Annotated in this window: 15 protein-coding genes and 2 riboswitches; of the genes, 8 read left to right on the top strand and 7 right to left on the bottom strand. The window is 71.7% G+C overall.

All coding sequences use genetic code 11. The annotated features are described in order from the left end of the window. Positions 1-24: 24 nt before the first annotated feature. Positions 25-1,239 carry an ROK family protein gene (locus CFK38_RS01810; protein ID WP_096801539.1) on the bottom strand — a complete coding sequence of 405 codons (1,215 nt, stop codon included), beginning with the start codon at positions 1,237-1,239 and terminating at the stop codon, positions 25-27. Between the two features lie 164 nt (positions 1,240-1,403). On the opposite strand from CFK38_RS01810, the gene xylA reads away from it, so the two are divergent. From xylA to xylB, 4 genes are all read left to right on the top strand, one after another. After that, positions 1,404-2,597, top strand: a complete 1,194-nt coding sequence (gene xylA, locus CFK38_RS01805; RefSeq protein WP_096801538.1) for a xylose isomerase — start codon at positions 1,404-1,406, stop codon at positions 2,595-2,597. A gap of 75 nt (positions 2,598-2,672) precedes the next feature. Further along, complete coding sequence (locus CFK38_RS01800) at positions 2,673-3,830, top strand: MalY/PatB family protein (RefSeq protein WP_096801537.1); 1,158 nt, start codon at positions 2,673-2,675, stop codon at positions 3,828-3,830. Between the two features lie 89 nt (positions 3,831-3,919). Then, positions 3,920-5,440 (top strand): Na+/H+ antiporter NhaC, encoded by a 1,521-nt coding sequence (gene nhaC / locus CFK38_RS01795; protein WP_096801536.1) that lies wholly within the window; start codon positions 3,920-3,922, stop codon positions 5,438-5,440. Positions 5,441-5,556: 116 nt separating this feature from the next. Beyond that, positions 5,557-6,948 carry a xylulokinase gene (xylB, locus tag CFK38_RS01790; protein ID WP_096801535.1) on the top strand — a complete coding sequence of 464 codons (1,392 nt, stop codon included), beginning with the start codon at positions 5,557-5,559 and terminating at the stop codon, positions 6,946-6,948. Positions 6,949-6,993: 45 nt separating this feature from the next. On the opposite strand, the gene CFK38_RS01785 is transcribed toward xylB, so the two are convergent. The 4 genes from CFK38_RS01785 to thiO all read right to left on the bottom strand — a co-directional run bounded on the left by CFK38_RS01785 (position 6,994) and on the right by thiO (position 10,405). Next, the gene (locus CFK38_RS01785) at positions 6,994-8,196 is read right to left on the bottom strand and encodes a ThiF family adenylyltransferase (RefSeq protein WP_096801534.1); all 1,203 of its coding nucleotides are present in this window, start codon (positions 8,194-8,196) and stop codon (positions 6,994-6,996) included. Beyond that, positions 8,193-8,999, bottom strand: a complete 807-nt coding sequence (locus CFK38_RS01780) for a thiazole synthase (protein ID WP_096801533.1) — start codon at positions 8,997-8,999, stop codon at positions 8,193-8,195. The genes CFK38_RS01785 and CFK38_RS01780 overlap by 4 nt, the downstream gene beginning before the upstream one ends. Before the next feature lie 3 nt (positions 9,000-9,002). Then, positions 9,003-9,245 (bottom strand): sulfur carrier protein ThiS, encoded by a 243-nt coding sequence (thiS, locus tag CFK38_RS01775; RefSeq protein WP_096801532.1) that lies wholly within the window; start codon positions 9,243-9,245, stop codon positions 9,003-9,005. Continuing rightward, the gene (gene thiO, locus CFK38_RS01770) at positions 9,242-10,405 is read right to left on the bottom strand and encodes a glycine oxidase ThiO (protein WP_096801531.1); all 1,164 of its coding nucleotides are present in this window, start codon (positions 10,403-10,405) and stop codon (positions 9,242-9,244) included. The genes thiS and thiO overlap by 4 nt, the downstream gene beginning before the upstream one ends. After that, a riboswitch (TPP riboswitch) is annotated at positions 10,398-10,501 on the bottom strand. (Overlaps the previous gene by 8 nt.) A 118-nt stretch (positions 10,502-10,619) precedes the next feature. Beyond that, positions 10,620-10,711, top strand: a riboswitch (TPP riboswitch). A gap of 194 nt (positions 10,712-10,905) precedes the next feature. Between thiO and CFK38_RS01765 the strand changes: the two genes are divergently transcribed. From CFK38_RS01765 to CFK38_RS01750, 4 genes are all read left to right on the top strand, one after another. Then, positions 10,906-11,709 carry a 3-oxoacyl-ACP reductase gene (locus CFK38_RS01765; protein WP_096801530.1) on the top strand — a complete coding sequence of 268 codons (804 nt, stop codon included), beginning with the start codon at positions 10,906-10,908 and terminating at the stop codon, positions 11,707-11,709. After that, positions 11,709-13,019: an LLM class flavin-dependent oxidoreductase gene (locus CFK38_RS01760; RefSeq protein WP_096801529.1), complete on the top strand. Its 1,311-nt coding sequence runs from the start codon at positions 11,709-11,711 to the stop codon at positions 13,017-13,019. Before CFK38_RS01765 ends, CFK38_RS01760 begins: the two co-directional genes overlap by 1 nt. 107 nt (positions 13,020-13,126) lie before the next feature. Beyond that, positions 13,127-13,720: a hypothetical protein gene (locus CFK38_RS01755; protein ID WP_096801528.1), complete on the top strand. Its 594-nt coding sequence runs from the start codon at positions 13,127-13,129 to the stop codon at positions 13,718-13,720. Further along, positions 13,717-14,361, top strand: a complete 645-nt coding sequence (locus tag CFK38_RS01750; protein ID WP_096801527.1) for an RES family NAD+ phosphorylase — start codon at positions 13,717-13,719, stop codon at positions 14,359-14,361. Before CFK38_RS01755 ends, CFK38_RS01750 begins: the two co-directional genes overlap by 4 nt. A gap of 204 nt (positions 14,362-14,565) precedes the next feature. Here CFK38_RS01750 and CFK38_RS01745 read toward each other — a convergent pair whose 3' ends face one another. Together CFK38_RS01745 and CFK38_RS01740 are read right to left on the bottom strand one after the other, a co-directional pair. Beyond that, the gene (locus CFK38_RS01745; RefSeq protein WP_096801526.1) at positions 14,566-15,498 is read right to left on the bottom strand and encodes an ATP-grasp domain-containing protein; all 933 of its coding nucleotides are present in this window, start codon (positions 15,496-15,498) and stop codon (positions 14,566-14,568) included. Next, positions 15,495-16,523 carry a Gfo/Idh/MocA family protein gene (locus CFK38_RS01740; RefSeq protein WP_096801525.1) on the bottom strand — a complete coding sequence of 343 codons (1,029 nt, stop codon included), beginning with the start codon at positions 16,521-16,523 and terminating at the stop codon, positions 15,495-15,497. The genes CFK38_RS01745 and CFK38_RS01740 overlap by 4 nt, the downstream gene beginning before the upstream one ends. Between the last annotated feature and the right edge of the window lie 9 nt (positions 16,524-16,532).

Raw genomic sequence — 16,532 nt, 5'->3', positions numbered from 1 at the left:
GCTTGTCAGGATTCCGGGGCGGGATCAGGAGGCATCGGCAGCCGTTCCATGACGTCGACCAGTGGTGGACGGCCCCCGCCCGATCCACGCCCCCGGATCGCTGAACACCGACTGCAGCGCGGCCCGCGCCGCGCCGCGCAGGGCCGGGTCGCTGAGGCCGTCGGACCGCTCGATGCGCACCGGACCGGCCTCGACGGCCAGTGCATGGCGTTCCACGGTCTCGCGCACCACCGGCTCCAGCTCCTCCGCGATGGGGGCCAGGTATCCCGACAGGACCACGGTGGTCAGGTCCAGGATGTTCAGGGCATTGGCGATCGCGAGCCCGAGCGAGCGTCCGATCATGCCGATCACCTCGGTCCGGTCCCGGGTGAGCGCGAGCGCGTCGACCAGGTCCTCGATGAGGGTGTCGTCGCCGAGGCCCGCGCGCTCGCGCAGTGCGTGATAGGAGACGTAGGCCTCGAGGCAGCCGCGACGGCCGCAGCGGCACAGGGCGCCCCCGGGCTCGATGACGGTGTGCCCGAATTCGCCGGCCCAGCCGTGGGCGCCGGTCATCAGCGCTCCGTCGATCACGACCGCACCGCCGATCCCGGTCGAGCCGCGCAGGTAGATGAAGGACGCGCCCGGTCGGTGGTCGATCTCGGTGAGGACCGACAGGCGGTTGTCGTTCTGGGCCCGCACCGTCAGGCCTGCGAGCTGCGGATGATCGAGCAGTCGGCGGACCAGGGGCACCTCGGTCCAGTCCAGGTTCGGGGCCGAGAGCACCCGGCCGTCGTCCGGGGCGATGCGCCCGGGGACGGCGACGACCACCTCGACCACCGGCGGGTCGCCCGCCTCGGCGCGCACCTCGCCGACCAGCTCGGCGGCGAGATCGATCGCCTCCTCGGCGGAGGCCGCGGTGACCGGTCGGTACTCGATGCGGTGGCCGAGCACCTGGCCCGCCAGGTCGATCCCGAGGCAGGCGACGTGGTCGGCGGCGATCTCCAGGCCGATCGCGAGCAGGGTGCCACGGGCGGGGGTCAGCGGCACCATCGGCCGACCGGCGCCGGTGGAGAGCGGTGCGCCCTCCTCGACGAGGTCGGCCTCCACCAGCTCCTCGATCAGCTTGGAGACCGTGGGTTTGGTGAGCCTGGTGAGCTTGGCGAGCCCGGCGCGGGAGGTGGGGGTGGAGCTCGCCGAGGCCGCCGCCAGGGCGATGAGGATCGAGGACAGGTTGTGCTCGCGCAGATGTGTGGACTGCATCCGGATCCCTTCCTCGGCTTCCTCGCGCTCGGGTGGGCCAGGCTGCCGCTCCAGCTCCAGCTCCAGCTCCAGCTCCGGCCCCGCGAGCAGCGTGGCATATCTCCGTTAGTTACAGTACCTTACTAACAGCGGCAGACGCCGATCGACGATGAAGGAGCACTCCGATGACCGCCCCCACCCCCACCCGTGATGACAAGTTCTCCTTCGGCCTGTGGACCACGGGCTGGCAGGCGCAGGACCAGTTCGGCGCCGCGACCCGCCCCCCGCTCGAGCTGAGCGCGCACATCCGCAGGCTTTCCGAGCTCGGCGCCTGGGGCTTCACCTTCCACGACAACGACGTGATCCCCTTCGATGCGACCCCCGCAGAGCGCCGGCAGGTCATCGACCAGCTGAAGTCCGTCACCGAGGAGACCGGCCTGGTGATCGAGATGGTCACCACCGACACCTTCGCCCACCCCGTCTTCAAGGACGGTGCCTTCACCTCCAACGACCGCGACGTGCGCCGCTTCGGCCTGCGCAAGGTGCTGGCGAACGTGGACCTCGCCGCCGAGCTCGGGGCGAGCACCTTCGTGATGTGGGGCGGCCGTGAGGGCTCGGAGTACGACGGCTCCAAGGACCTCTTCGCCGCGCTCGAGCGCTACCGCGAGGGCCTGGACACCGTGGCCGGGTACATCAAGCACAAGGGCTACGACCTGCGCATCGGCCTCGAGCCGAAGCCGAACGAGCCCCGCGGCAACATCTTCCTGCCCACCGTGGGCCACGCACTGGCCTTCATCGAGCAGCTCGAGCACGGCGACATCGTGGGCATCAACCCCGAGACCGGCCACGAGCAGATGGCGACCCTGAACTACACCCACGGCCTCGCCCAGGCGCTGTGGAGCGAGAAGCTGTTCCACATCGACCTCAACGGCCAGCACGGCCCGATGTACGACCAGGACCTGGTGTTCGGCCACGGTGATCTGATCAGCGCGTTCTTCACCGTCGACCTGCTCGAGAACGGCTTCCCCTCCAAGCCCGGCGCCTACCAGGGTGCTCGTCACTTCGACTTCAAGCCCTCGCGCACCGAGCACGAGACGGGCCAGTACGATTCCGCCGCGGCGAACATGGAGATGTACCTGATGCTCAAGGAGCGTGCCGTGGCGTTCCGTCAGGACTCCGAGGTCCAGGAGGCGCTGTCCTACTCCGGCATCGAGGAGCTCGCCGAGCCCACCCTCGCCGAGGGCGAGTCCCTCGAGGACCTGCTCGCGGACCGCTCCACCTTCGAGGACTTCGACGCGGACAAGGCCGGCGCGCGCAACTTCGGCTTCGTGCGCCTGCAGCAGCTGGCCATGCAGCACCTGCTCGGCTTCCGCGCCTGAGGACCGACCAGCCGACGGGGAGGGTGGGACCAGCCCGCCCCGTCGCCGTCATCGACTGAACGAGGATGTCGCCTGATGATCCAGGACCCGAGAATCGACAGCTCCGTCCACGGACGTCTGCTCCGCGGCGGCGACGAGACGACGATCCCCCTGCACGTCGCGGAGCTCCAGTTCCCCACAGCGGAACCGATCATCGAGGAGCTCACGGCTCTGGGGAGGACGGGCGAGTACGGGTACACGGAGTCGCACGAGGACTTCGAACTCATCGTCCAGGACTGGTGTCGCCGACGGCACCGGTGGGAGATCGAGCCGCAGCACGTCCTGTTGGTCCCGCGAGTGGTGCACCTCCTGGCCCTTCTCGCGCGCACGAGGTTCCCGCGGCCGCCGGTGGTGGTCACGCTGTCGCCGCAGTACGGCCCGACCCTCGAGGTGCTGCAGCGCAATGGCTGCGAGATCCGAACGGTCCCCCTGGTCGAGTCCGACGGGACCTGGGCGATCGATATGGACGGTCTGGCAGCGGAGCTGGTCGGAGCGGATGTTCTCCTGCTGTGCTCGCCCCACAATCCGACGGGAACGGTCTGGCCACGCGAGGTGCTCGAGTCCGTCGCCGGGCACTGCGCGGCGCACGACGTCCTGGTGGTCGCGGACGAGGTGCATTGCGATTCCGTGCGGGAGGGGGCCCATGTCCCCTTCGGGGCCGTGGCGCGGAACGGGCAGCGGTGGCTCAGCTGCATCGCGCCCGGCAAGGCGTTCAACCTCGCTGGACTGGAGACCAGCGCGGTGATCTGCTCCGATCCGGAGCTCGTGCACTGGCTGAAGACGTCCCTGCGGGCGGGTGGATTCCACAACGCAGGCGTGTTCGGTCTGCGAGCACTGAAGGTGGCGTGGACGGAGTGCGACCAGTGGTTGGACCGCACTCAGGCGCGACTGCAGTCCGTGATGGATCGAGCCTGCGCACAGCTCCGCGAGAAGCTGCCGGGCCTGCGCCCGGTTCCGACCGGAGGCACGTTCCTGCTGTGGATCGATGCCCGTGCTGTCGGCGATGAGCACGAACTGCGCAGATGGTTCGTCGACGAAGCCCGGGTGATCCCCGGCTTCGGCTCGGATTTCGGCGCCGCCCACGACGGCTGGTTGCGACTGAACCTCGGGGTCACGGAGGCCGCGCTCGATGACGTGCTCGAGCGGCTGGTGCGAACGGCTCCGGTGGCCGCGCTCCCGACGCGAGCCGGCTGACGTCACCACAGAGAGTCCGCCCGCACGCGGGCGCCCATGGACCGCCGGAAGTGCACCGCTGTGCCCGATGGAACACACGAGAGGAACTGATGAACGACACGCACGACGCGAGCGAAGGGGGAGCAGGGGCGGCTGAGCTCCAGCAGTCCGCGACAGGCACGCACCGCAGACCGACACTCCTGATCGCCTTGATCCCCATCGTCGGCATGGCCGTATTCCTCGGTGTCGGGTACCTCGCCTTCGGGTTGAACGCCGAGCCGATGATCATCCTCTCTGCGATCGTCGCAGGGATCGTCGCCAGATCCCTGGGGTGGTCCTGGGACGAGATGATCGACTCTGTCGCGGACAAGATGAGGAAGACATGGCCCGCGATCCTGATCCTCGTCTGCGTCGGGCTCCTCATCGGTGCGTGGATGGCCGGGGGAACGATCCCGATGATGATCTATTGGGGGCTGAAGCTCATCAGCCCTAAGTTCATCGGGCTCACTGCCCTGTTCGTCACGTCGATCGTCGCGCTGGCAACCGGCACGTCATGGGGTGCTGTAGGCACGATCGGCGTGGCCTTCATGGGAGTCGCGATCGGGATGGACGCCAGTCTTCCCCTCGTGGCCGGGGCCGTCGTCGCGGGCGCGTACTTCGGCGACAAGATGTCGCCGCTGTCGGACACGACGAATCTGGCGTCGATGATCACTCAGGTCAATCTGTACGAGCACATCGCCAATCTTCTCTGGACCACTCTTCCAGCGTATGTCGCGTCGGCCGTGGTGTTCCTCTTCGTCGGCCTGAGCACGTCGGGCGCCGGCGGTGTCTCCTCGTCGACCGTCGAGGGGATGCTGGTCGCGCTCGACAGCGGGTTCGAGTTCAACCTCGTGATCCTGCTCCCCGTGCTCGTGATCCTGGCCGGGTCGCTGCTCCGGCTGCCGACGATCCCGGTGATGCTGACGGCTTCTGCGGTCGCGATGATCAACGCTCTCGCCTTCCAGGGCATCGCGCTGCAGGACGTGTTCGACGCGATCGTCAACGGGTTCGATCTGGAGATGATCACCCGTGGAAGGTTCGATGCCGCGGCCGGGGGCGAGGACCTCGCCACCCTCCTCAACCGCGGAGGGATGAACTCGATGATGGGGACGCTCCTGATCGCGTTCTGCGCGATAGCGTTCGCCGGGATCGTCGACGTCACGGGATCGCTGCAGGTCCTCGTGGAGCGTCTTCTCTCCGGCGTGAGGAACACCTTCGGTCTGGTGGCTGCCACGGTGGTCACGTGCCTGACCACGATCGGAGTGACGTGCAACGGGCAGATCTCGATCATCTTGCCGGGGGAGATCTTCCACCCCGAGTACGTGAAGCGCGGTGTGCACCCGAAGGTGCTGGGCCGGACCATCGAGGACTCGGCGAGCGTGATCGAGCCGCTCCTGCCTTGGACCGCGGCCGGTGCGTACATGGCCGCCACGCTCGGCGTCCCGACGATCGAATACCTCCCCTGGGCAGTGCAGAACTGGGCGGCCGTGCTGGTCGCGCTCGTGCTGGCCGCCACGGGCCTCGGCATCACCCGGCTGAGGGGACGCGACGCAGGGAAGGAGGAGCGATCCGAGCTGCCGACCACCACCTGACTGCTCTCCGCACCGCCAGCTCGGGACCCGGCCACCGAGACCAGGCCGCCGGACCACCTCGCCACCCACCCACACCTACCGCCCCACCGGGCCCCATCCACCGCAAAGGACGCCAGATGACCACCACGGTGCTCGGCATCGACTCCTCCACCCAGGCCACCAAGGCCCTCCTCGTCGACGCGGCCTCCGGTGAGGTCCTCGAGGAGCGCCGCGCCTCTCATCCCGACGGCACCGAGGTCGATCCCCGGGCCTGGCTCGCCGCGGTCGACGAGGCCGCCGGCCCGCTGCTGGAGCGGGCGGAGGCCGTGGCCGTGGGCGGCCAGCAGCACGGCATGGTGCTGCTGGACGCGCAGGGTGAGGTGGTGCGCGACGCCCTGCTGTGGAACGACACCCGCTCCGCCCCGCAGGCCCGGTCACTGATCGAGGAGATGGGCGGGCCCGAGGCGAGCGTCGCCGAGATCGGCAGCCTGATGGTCGCCTCCTTCACAGCCTCCAAGCTGCGCTGGGTGCGGGACGAGGAGCCCCAGAACGCGCAGCGGGCCGCGCGCGTGCTGCTCCCGCACGACGTCGTCTCCCTCCACCTCGCCGAGCAGGGCACCACCGCCTTCACCGACCGCGGCGACGCCTCCGGCACCGCGTACTACTCCACAGCGACCGAGGAGTGGAAGCCCGAGCTGGTCGAGCTCGCGCTGGGCCGTGCACTCGATCTCCCGCGCCTGCCCGGCAGCCCGCAGGAGGTCATGGCCCGCACCCCGGGCGGTGCCGCGATCGCGGCCGGCACCGGCGACAACATGGGCGCAGCGCTCGGCCTGTCCCTGAGCGAGGGTGACGTCTCCGTCTCGATCGGCACTTCCGGGGTGTGCGCGATGGTCAGTCCCACCCGGCCGAACGACGCCACCGGCGCGGTCACCGGCTTCGCTGACGCGACCGGCCGCTTCCTGCCGATGACCACCACCATCAACGCCGCCCGCATCCTCGAGGCCGGCCGGGCCCTGCTCGGCGTCTCCCACGAGAAGATGGCGCAGCTGGCGCTCGCGAGCGTGCCCGGCGCGCACGGGGTGACCCTGCTGCCCTACTTCGACGGCGAGCGCACCCCGAACCGTCCGGACGCCCGCGCCACCCTCACCGGGATGACCACCTCCACCACCCGTGAGGACGTGGCCCGCGCCTACGTCGAGGGCCTGCTGTGCTCGCTGGCCGACGGGATCGCCGCGCTCGAGGACCGCACCGGCACCGCGGCCGCGCGCATCACCCTGATCGGCGGCGCCGCCCGCAGCCAGGCCGTCCAGCAGCTGGCGCCCGCGATCTTCGGCCGCGAGGTCACGATCGCGCCCGAGGGGGAGTACGTGGCCCTCGGCGCCGCCCGCCAGGCCGCCTGGGCGCTCGCCGGGACTCAGGAGCCGCCCACCTGGGCGCTCAGCGGCTCCCGCACCGTCGGCGCGGAGCCCACGCCCGAGGTGCTGGGTGCCTACCGCGCGCTGAGGGACCGCACCGCGGACTGGAGCTGAGCCCGGGCGCCTGCCCGGGCATCGCCGCGGCCCGCCCCCGGGCAGTCACCGCGGGCGTCCCGGAGTGGTCCCCGGCGGCGTCGGCGCCGTCCAGGCCGCGTAGCCGCCGTCGAGGTGCCTCACTCGGCCCTCGCGTCCCTTCCATGCGGGTCGCAGGCGTTCCAGTGCGGTGGCGGAGCGGGTCCCGGCCTGGCAGTACAGCACGATCTCGCCCCCGCCTCGTCCCGTGGGAAGTGCGTGCTCGCCGTGCTCGAGGATCTGCGTCAGCGGGAGCGGGATCGCGCCCTCGATCATCCCGGCGGCATGCTCCCAGTCCTCGCGCACGTCGATGAGCGTGACGTCGGCTCCCGAGGCGAGAAGCGACCGCAGTGCGGGCACGTCGAGCGTCTCGCTCGCAGCGGGCACGCCGGATCGGCATGAGGGGTCGGCGGCGGCCGGCACCTCCACCCGGGTGGACCTCGTGCGGTGCGGGTCCGGTACGAGCCGCAGGGTTCGGGAGGTGCTGGTGGCCTCGTCCCAGAGCAGCAGCCTGCCGACCAGCGGTGCACCGGTGCCGGTGACCAGCTGGATCACCTGCGCCCCCATGATCATCCCGAGCAGGCCCGGCAGCGTGCCGAGCACTCCGCCTTCCGCGCAGGAGGGCACCTCGCCCGGGGCCGGGGGCTCGGGGAAGACGTCGCGGTAGTGGGCGCCGCGTCCCGGCCAGAACACGCTGACCTGCCCTTGGCCTCGCAGCACAGCGGCCCAGACCACCGGCACCCCGGTGATCTCGCTGGCGTCGGCGACGGCATAGCGGGTGGCGAAGTTGTCGCTGCCGTCGAGCACCAGGTCATAGTTCTCGACGAGGCCGGTGACCGTTTCGGGGGTGAGCCGCTCGGGATGAGTGCGCACCCGGACCTCGGGGTTGAGGGCGTGGACGGCTGCGGCCGCGGAGGCCGTCTTGGGCGATCCGATGGCCGGGGTGGTGTGGATGACCTGGCGGTGCAGATTGGAGGTGTCGACGAGGTCGTCGTCGACGATCCCGAGAGTGCCGATACCGGCCCCGGCGAGGTACTGCAGCGCCGGGGAGCCGAGCCCTCCCGCGCCGACCACCAGGACCGAGGCCGCGCGCAGGCGTCGCTGTCCGAGGGTGCCGATCTGCGGCAGCGTGATCTGGCGGCGGTAGCGCTGCAGCTGCTCCGGCGCCAGCTCCGGGCCCGGGGCGACCAGCGGCGGCAGGGACTGCGCGGCCGGGGCGGTGGCGTTCATGCAAAGTCTCCTCGGGGGCGATCGGTCGTGATGCGACCTTCGTGGCTCGAGGAGGCCAGCGCCAGGCTCCGGCGCGGGATCCGGCCGGCGCCCGCCGCGAGATGGCCCGCCTGGACGGCGTGGGCCATCGCGCGGGCCATGGCCTCGGGGTCGCGTGCGCGTGTGATGGCACTCGCGGCGAGCACCGCGTCACAGCCGAGCTCCATCGCCAGCGCGGCATCGGAGGCCGTGCCAATCCCGGCATCGAGCACGACCGGCACCGAGGCCCGGGAGGTGATCATCTCGATGTTGTGGGGGTTCAGCACTCCGAGGCCGGTGCCGATCGGAGCTCCCAGCGGCATCACCGCGGCCGCGCCGACGTCCTGGAGGCGCTGCGCCAGGACCGGGTCGTCCGTGGTGTACGGCAGCACGGTGAAACCGCGATCGACGAGCATGGCGGTGGCCTCGACGAGCTCGACACCATCGGGAAGCAGGGTGTCCTCATCCGCGATGACCTCGAGCTTCACCCAGTCCGTCTCGAGGGCCTGACGACCCAGCTCCGCCGTCAGCACGGCGTCGCGGGCGCTGAAGCAGCCGGCGGTGTTGGGCAGGGTGCGGATCCCCAGGCGGCGGATCATCGTGAACACGGAGTCCCGCGTCGTCGGGGAGAAGCGGCGCAGGGCGACCGTGGTCATCGCGGTGCCGGAGGCGAGCAGGGCACGCTCCAGCGCCGCCAGGTCCGTGATGCCACCGGTGCCCATGACCAGGCGGGAGGTCAGGGTCTCCCCGGCGATGACGAGATCTGTCTCGGGCAGGTCGGCCATGGGTCATCCTCCTTGGACGGCGGTGACGAGCTCGTACCGGGCATCGGGGGTGAGCGGGGTGTGGGCCCAGCTGCTGCGCGGCAGGACGGCCTCGTCGACGGCGATGGCCACGCCGAGCGGGGTGCCGTCGCACGCTCGCCCGTCGTCGCCGACAGCGCGACCGAGGCGGTCGGCCACCAGGTCGCGGACCGTGACGGCGTCGGGCAGGTCAAGGTTCTCGCCGTTGACGTGGACGACGATGCTCATGAGGCCTCCTGGAGTGGGGACGTGGTGGTGAAACGGGCTGGATCGACGGCTGCGAGCTCCCCGGCCATCTCCGCGGGCGGCGGCGCCCCGGGGTCGGCCTCGAGGAGATCGGCGGTGCGAGCCGCCGCCCAGGCCGAGAGCAGGATGCCGTGGCGGTGATAGCCGGTCGAGACGATCACGTCCGGGTGTCCCGGCACCGGTCCCAGCAGCGGGAGGTCATCCGGGGTGCCGGGACGGGCGCGAGCGGTCACCTCGCGCAGTTCGGTGTCCCGGATCGCGGGAAGGATCTCGGCCGCATCCTGCAGCAGAGTCAGCACGCCGCCGGCCGATGCGCCGGTCATGGCGTCCTCACGGCTGGTGGCTCCGAGCACGAGGCCGCCGTCGCGCGGCACCAGGTAGAGGGGACGACCGCGGACCAGGGCTCGGACCGTGTGGTCCAGCAGGTTGTCCTCCCCGGGCAGCAGGGCGGAGTCGGGGACGTGCAGGCGCAGGATGTCACCGTGGACCGGTCGCAGCGACAGGTCGAGCACCCGATGGGGTCCGTCGATCGCGGAGGTGCCGAGGCCGGCAGTGAGAACGATCCGGTCGGCGTCGATCTCGTCGGTGGAGGCGACGCGGCTGCCGGTCGTGAGGGGGACGGGCGGCCCGTCGCCCGGTCGGCCCGGGCCGGTCAGGGCATCGAGGACGGCGGCGACCAGGGTGCGGGGGTCCACCTGGTGGTCACGGGGGACGAGCATCGCGCCGGCCACGTGCCGGGCCAGCGTCGGGGCGCGGCCACGCAGCTGCGCGGAGGTGAGCTCCTCGACCTCGGCACCCGCCGCGCACTGCTCCTGCGCGAGAAGCCGCAGGGCCTCGAGGTCGGACCGGTCGCGGCCGACGACGAGGGTCGGAGTATCGCGGTAGCCCAGCGGCTTCTCGGTGCGCAGGCCGAGCTCGGCGGCCAGCGCGCGGTGGTGGCTCGCGGCCTTCCTCATCAGAGGCCCCAGCGAGTGCTGGCCGAACTGGACCTCGCTGGTGGGGGCGAGCATCCCGGCCGCCGCATGGGTGGCCTGCTCGGCCACGCCGATGGAACGGATCTCGACCCGGTGACCGCGGCGTCTCAGCTCCAGTGCGGTGAGCAGTCCGATGATCCCGGCGCCGACGACGGCGATGTGCTGCATGAGCGGTCCTCCTGACGGCGGCATGACCCGCATCCAGTGCTGGTGGTCGGCACGAGGCCCTCTCAGCCCGACGATCGGGCTCCCACGGAACCGGGCCAGCCTACCCGCAGCGGAACGCGCCGCGCACCGGGGCGGAGACCGCTCCCTCCGCACGACCGCTGCGGCTGCTGAAACGGGACGCGCCGCCCCGCCGCCGCGGCCATGGGTATAGTCGACGACCGACACGGGGTGCCCGACAGGGCTGAGAACACACCCGGTGAACCTGATCGAGTTCGTACTCGCGGAGGAATGTCGTCGATGAACTGCTGCGCGCTGGCCACACCCGCGCCGACGCCACGTGCCATGACGCTCCCGCGCCCACCGTCCTCGAGAACGGGATCAGAGCCGACCCCCGTCGATCCGCCCCTCCACCCGAGGAGCGCTCTCCCTCCCCTGCCCGGATGCCGGTCCCGCCGGCATCCCGGGGGCTCGCATCCCGTCATCGAAAGGACGAACCACCCATGACCACCCCCTCCTCCGCACCCGCGCCGTCCCAGAGCATCCCCGCCCTCGCCGACCAGGTCGTCCTGGTCACCGGCGGCGCCCGCGGCCTCGGCCGCGCGATCACCGAAGCCCTGCTGCGTGAAGGCGCTCGCGTCGTCATCAACCACCTCACCAGCGCGGACGCCGCCCGGGACCTCGCAGCCCCCCACCCCGGCCGAGCGGTCGCGGTGCGCGCCGACGTCAGGGACCGCAGCGAGGTGGAGGCGCTGTTCGAGGCGGCCCAGGCCGAGTTCGACGCCCCCATCAGCACGGTCGTGAACAATGCGCTCAGCGGCTTCTCGTTCGACGGGGACGCGAGGGCGAAGGCGCACGAGATCGACTACGACGCCTTCTCGGCCCAGTTCTCGAGCGCCGTGCAGGGGGCGCTGAACACCATCCAGGCAGCGCTGCCGGGCTTCGACCGGGCGGGCTCGGGCCGCGTCATCAACATCGGGACCAACCTCTTCCAGCATCCGGTGGTGCCCTACCACGACTACACCGCGGCCAAGGCGGCGCTGCTGTCGCTGACCCGCACCTTCGCCGCCGATCTCGGCCCGCGCGGCGTCACGGTGAACATGCTCAGCGGCGGCCTGCTGCGCACCACCGACGCGAGCTCCGCGACACCCGAGGCCGTCTTCGACGCGATCGCCGCGAGCACCCCGCTGCAGTCGGTGACCACGCCCACCGAGTTCGCCGATGCCGTGCTGTTCTTCGCCTCGCCCTGGTCGCGGGCGATCACCGGGCAGAACCTCGTCGTCGACGGCGGGCTGGTGAAGGACTGATGCCGGCACCCGCTCGCCGCCACGTGCGGCTGAACCTGTTCGCGCACGCGGTCGGTCACCACGGTGCGGCCTGGCGCGCGCCCGGCTCCGCGGTGTTGCGCCTGGGCGACATCACCTACTGGGAGGAGCTCGCGCAGATCGCCGAGCGCGGCCGGCTCGATGCGATCTTCCTCGCCGACGGCCAGTCGATCGCCCCCGCCGGGGCCGAGCGCGGGCCGACGTGGTTCCTGGAGCCGATCACGGTGCTCACGGCGCTGGCGCGTGCCACCGAGCGGATCGGCCTGGTCACCACGGTCTCGAGCACCTTCTGGGATCCGTTCCATGCGGCCCGCCTGCTCGCCAGCCTCGATCACATCTCCCACGGCCGGGCCGGGATCAACGTGGTCACCTCGATGACCGACGCGGAGGCCCGCAACCACGGCATGGCCGCGCTGCCCGCCCATGAGGAGCGGTACGCCACGGCGGAGGAGTTCCTCCGGGTGCTCCACGGCCTGTGGGACTCGTGGCCGCGCGAGAGCATCCGCGCCGATCCGGGCGGCGTCTACGTCGACCCCTCCATGCTCCGTCCGCTGGAGCATCATGGTGACTCCTTCGCGGTCGACGGCCCGCTGAACGTGCCGACGCCGCCGCAGGGGCGCCCGGTGCTGTTCCAGGCCGGGGCCTCGGAGCCGGGGCGCGACCTCGCCGCCCGCTGGGCCGAGGGGATCTACGCGGTGGCCTGGGACCTCGAATCGGCGCACGCCTACCGCACGGACGTCCGTGCCCGCGCCGCCGCGCTGGGCCGTGATCCGGATCTGATCGCGGTCATGCCGGGGCTGGTCACCTACGTCGGCTCGACCGAGGAGGAGGTCCGGCGCCTGCAGGCGGACCTCCATTCCCGCCTCCCCGTCGAGCACTCCCTCCGCCAGCTCGCGTTCTTCGTGGGCCAGGACACCTCGGGGTGGGAGCTGGATGCTCCCGTCCCGCCGCTGCCGCCGCTGGAGGAGTTCACCGGCCCGAAGGGGCGCTACGCCACGGTGCTGCGGATCATCCGCACCGCACGGCCGACGGTGCGCGAGCTGCTGGGCTTCCTCGCAGCCGGCGGGGGACATGCCACGGTCATCGGCACCCCGGAGACGGTGGCCGACGAGATCGAGCGCTGGGTCGATGCGGGCGCGGCCGACGGCTTCAACCTCATGCCGCCCACCCTCCCGGGAGGGATCGAGGACTTCGTCGACCAGGTCGTGCCGGTGCTGCAGGAGCGCGGCAGGTTCCGGCGCGAGTACGCCGGGAGCACCCTGCGCGAACACCTGGGTCTGCCGCGGCCGTAGGCGGGCGCGGCCGGCGCGGAGCATCCTCGATACGCCAGGAGTCCCACCACGAACCGGACCCCTGACGACCATCGCGTTACGGAACGTTACGGTGTAACGTTATGTGCATGAGCGGCGCGACCCACGAGTACACGGCCCGTCTCGAGGGCGCATTGGAGCGGCGCGGCAACCCGCTGACCGTCGATGCGCTCCTGGACATCCTGCGCGAGGCCAGCGAGTCCACCTCCGAGGCGCTCTCCGCGGGGGAGCGATCCTTCCTGCTGGAGACCACGGACCTCACCGAGGAGGATCTCGCTCCGCAGGCCCGCGCGGCGTCTCAGAACCAGGTGGCCCGGGATCGTGCGGCAGCGGAGGAGCAGGCATGGGCCGCGTCGCTGACGACAGCCGAGGTGGCGGAGCGACTGGGCCGCAAGGATGCGAGCATCCGCCGCTCGAAGGCGGTCGGAGACCTCTATGCCCTGCCCTCGGGCGGCGGGCGCACCACCCGTTTCCCTGCTTGGCAGTTCGAGGGAGAGCAGGTGGTCCCGGGGCTCCGAGAGGTCGTGCCCGCCTTCCCCGGACACCTCCACCCGCTGTCGATCCAGCGCTTCATGACGACACCGCACGACGAACTCGACGCGCGCTCCCCGGCGCAATGGTTGCTCCGGGGAGGCCCCGTGGATGTCGTCGTCGCCCTGGTCGACGAACTCGGTTTTGAATGAGCACAGCGTCGGCGAAGAATCCTCGGCGTCCGGCGGTCCCTCTCGCGCTGTTCCCGGACGCCGTCACCCGATACGACGGACCCCTGTGGCGGATCCATACGGTGGCCGGGAGGCATCCGTCGGCGTGGGACGAGCTGCGGTGGAACGGCCCGCTGCGCAGCAAGGGGTGGGACCCGCAGCCGGGCCCGCTCACTGCTCGCTCCACCGCCGGCGTCTCCTATGCGGCGCCTGAGTACACGACCGCCTTCGCCGAGGTCTTCCAGGGCGACCGGGCGATCACGCTCACCGGGGACAGAGCGCTGTCCGGCTGGCGACCCACCCGTCCCCTGGAGCTGTTGAACCTCACCGGCGGGGACGGGAGCGGCGACTGGGCCGTACGGCACGGCGCTTCCGCCTCCCTCGCGCAGGCCCCGAAGAGCACCTGCCGCGCATGGGCCGCAGCCATCCATGAGCAGCTCGGAGAGCAGGTCGACGGACTCCTCGTCCCCTCCACGATCAGCGGGGATCGGAGGGTCGTCCTCTTCGCCCGCTCCGCCGCTGCGTTCCCGACCGCTCCCGACTTCTCGCGCACTCTCGAGCAGGCCGATGTGCTGACCCTGGCCGTGCGGGTCCGGGGACGCCTCGGATGGCCGATTCGCTGAGCGGGGGCCGGGCGGTGGTCCCATCGTCTCCTTGCCGAACAGCGTGGACGGTCAGAGCTCTTCGCGGAACGCCCGATGCTGGAGGGCGGCGAACAGCTCGTCGTCCGTCTCGAGGGCGCGGGCGACGCGGCCGACGCGGCTCTTCAGTTCTCCAGTGATCCCCTGATCGGGTCCACGTGGGGGTAGAGGCCGGTGACGCCAGGGTCAGGCCCGCGCGAGGATCGCCTCGGCGAACACCTCGGTGACTGCGGGCGCGAGCGGCAGATGGAACAGCGGCTCGAACAGCTCGGCCTCGAGCAGCAGCAGGCCGTCCGTCGCGGACTCGACGATGTCGATCCGTGCGTACAGCGGCATCGCCAGCCCGGTGACCGTCGCGGTGGTCGCCAGCACCTGCTCGGCGAAGGCCCGCTCTGCCGCGCTGGCCTCCACCAGCTGCGGGGTCTCCCGGTAGCTGCCGCCGCGCAGCCCGCCGCCGGGTGCCAGCAGCGCCCCTTTCGCGATCGCGTGGGTGAAGCGGCCGTCCACCAGGTACAGCGCCTTCTCCCGCCCGGCGGAGAGCTCGGGCACCTCGGGCTGCAGCATCACCGTGCCGGGCCCGGCGAGGATCTGGCGGCCCAGCGCCGAGGCGGCGGGATCGTCGGGCCGCAGCAGCCCGGTCAGCCGGGCGCCGGCGCCGACGGTGGGTTTGAGCACGACGTGCGCGGGCGTGCCCGCCCCGTCGGCCGGGCCGCCGGATCCGCCGGTCCCGCGCGCCGCCGCCGCCAGCGCGTCCACCAGCGACGACTCCTCCTCGTGATAGCTCGTGGGCACCCCGGGGATGCCGGCGGTCTCGAGCTGGGCGAGGTAGCGCTTGTCCATGTTCCAGCGCACCAGTGCGGGCTCGTTGAGCACGCGGGTGAGGGAGTCGGCCCGCTCCAGCCAGGCATCGAACTCCCTCGGCCGCACCGCGTAGTCCCACGGGCTGCGCAGCACCACCAGGTCGAAGCCGGCCCAGTCGACCTCCGGATCCGCCCAGTCCACTGCCCGGGCCTCGGCCCCGCGGCGGTGCAGCGCCGCCAGCAGCGGGACCGCGTCCCGCATCGTGTCCGCCGCGTCGAAGCGCTGCGGATCGGTGATGACGATCCCGACCTTTGTCATGCCGCCGGTCCCACCCCGCTGAGCCGGTACGCCTCCTTCAGGATCCCCAGCGAGGCCATCGCCTCGCCGGGCCCGATCCAGAAGGGCTCCGGCTCGTCCAGCCGCGCGTAGAAGTCGCGGATCAGCAGCTCGTGGGAGACGCCCCAGTAGGAGCGGCCGCCGGAGGTCACCGAGCGTTCGGCGAGGGTCTCCACCCGGCCGTCGGCCCAGCGGATCGTGAGCCCGCCGTCGGTGCCGCCGCGCAGCGTCACATACGCCCGCTCGCAGTCCAGCTCGAGCTCCACCGGGCGGTGCTGCGGGGCGGTGAGGGTGGCGAAGAACGAGGTGGTGATGCCGCCGGGATGGTGCAGCAGCAGCTCGGCGGTGTCCTCGACCTCGATGACCTCGCCGTACTTGCGGGTCGCCACGTGCCCGTCGGTGCGCTCCACCCCGCCCAGCAGCCACTGCACCAGGTCCAGGGTGTGGATGGCCTGGTTGATCAGGAGCCCGCCGCCGGAGCCGGCCCAGGTGCCGCGCCAGGGCCTGGCCCGGTAGTAGTCGGCGCTGCGGGTCCACACCACGGAGGCCCAGGCCCCGCGCACCGCGCCGAGCTCGCCGGCGCCCAGCATCTCGTGCAGGCGTCGGCTGGCCAGGTTGTAGCGGTTCTGGAAGCAGATCCCCACCTTCGGCGCACCGGGCCGGGCGCCCGCGCTCTCCAGCGCGTCGACCAGGCGCCGGCCCTCCTCGAGGGTGTGCGCGAGCGGCTTCTCCTGCAGCACGTGCACCCCGGCCTCGAGGGCGGTGAGCGAGGGGCCGATGTGCTGGTCATGAGGGGTGGCCACGTGCACGGCGTCCGGGCCGGCGGCGTCGATCAGCTCCTGGGTGTCGGCGAAGCCGGGCACGCCGGTCGCCGCGGCGGCACGGGCTCGTGCCTGCGGGTCGGTGTCCGCCACGCCGACGAGTTCGAGACCCTCGATGTCCCGGATCGCCTCGACGTGGACGACGGAGACGTCCCCGCAGCCGATCAGCCCGATACGCCTGGTCATCCGCGCCCT

The organism is Brachybacterium vulturis, from assembly GCF_002407185.1.
Classification (GTDB): domain Bacteria; phylum Actinomycetota; class Actinomycetes; order Actinomycetales; family Dermabacteraceae; genus Brachybacterium; species Brachybacterium vulturis.
The sequence above is the reverse complement of the archived record's forward strand: the minus strand, read 5'-3'. Positions and strand labels throughout refer to the sequence as shown.

Excerpts from the sequence above, each read along its gene's own strand:
- CFK38_RS01800 (WP_096801537.1), top strand. The coding sequence starts at position 2,673 with ATGATCCAGGACCCGAGAATCGACAGCTCCGTCCACGGACGTCTGCTC.
- CFK38_RS01750 (WP_096801527.1), top strand. The coding sequence starts at position 13,717 with ATGAGCACAGCGTCGGCGAAGAATCCTCGGCGTCCGGCGGTCCCTCTC.
- CFK38_RS01810 (WP_096801539.1), bottom strand. The coding sequence starts at position 1,239 with ATGCAGTCCACACATCTGCGCGAGCACAACCTGTCCTCGATCCTCATC.
- xylA (WP_096801538.1), top strand. The coding sequence starts at position 1,404 with ATGACCGCCCCCACCCCCACCCGTGATGACAAGTTCTCCTTCGGCCTG.
- thiO (WP_096801531.1), bottom strand. The coding sequence starts at position 10,405 with ATGCAGCACATCGCCGTCGTCGGCGCCGGGATCATCGGACTGCTCACC.
- CFK38_RS01785 (WP_096801534.1), bottom strand. The coding sequence starts at position 8,196 with ATGAACGCCACCGCCCCGGCCGCGCAGTCCCTGCCGCCGCTGGTCGCC.
- CFK38_RS01740 (WP_096801525.1), bottom strand. The coding sequence starts at position 16,523 with ATGACCAGGCGTATCGGGCTGATCGGCTGCGGGGACGTCTCCGTCGTC.
- CFK38_RS01745 (WP_096801526.1), bottom strand. The coding sequence starts at position 15,498 with ATGACAAAGGTCGGGATCGTCATCACCGATCCGCAGCGCTTCGACGCG.
- nhaC (WP_096801536.1), top strand. The coding sequence starts at position 3,920 with ATGAACGACACGCACGACGCGAGCGAAGGGGGAGCAGGGGCGGCTGAG.
- CFK38_RS01765 (WP_096801530.1), top strand. The coding sequence starts at position 10,906 with ATGACCACCCCCTCCTCCGCACCCGCGCCGTCCCAGAGCATCCCCGCC.
- thiS (WP_096801532.1), bottom strand. The coding sequence starts at position 9,245 with ATGAGCATCGTCGTCCACGTCAACGGCGAGAACCTTGACCTGCCCGAC.
- CFK38_RS01755 (WP_096801528.1), top strand. The coding sequence starts at position 13,127 with ATGAGCGGCGCGACCCACGAGTACACGGCCCGTCTCGAGGGCGCATTG.
- CFK38_RS01760 (WP_096801529.1), top strand. The coding sequence starts at position 11,709 with ATGCCGGCACCCGCTCGCCGCCACGTGCGGCTGAACCTGTTCGCGCAC.
- CFK38_RS01780 (WP_096801533.1), bottom strand. The coding sequence starts at position 8,999 with ATGGCCGACCTGCCCGAGACAGATCTCGTCATCGCCGGGGAGACCCTG.
- xylB (WP_096801535.1), top strand. The coding sequence starts at position 5,557 with ATGACCACCACGGTGCTCGGCATCGACTCCTCCACCCAGGCCACCAAG.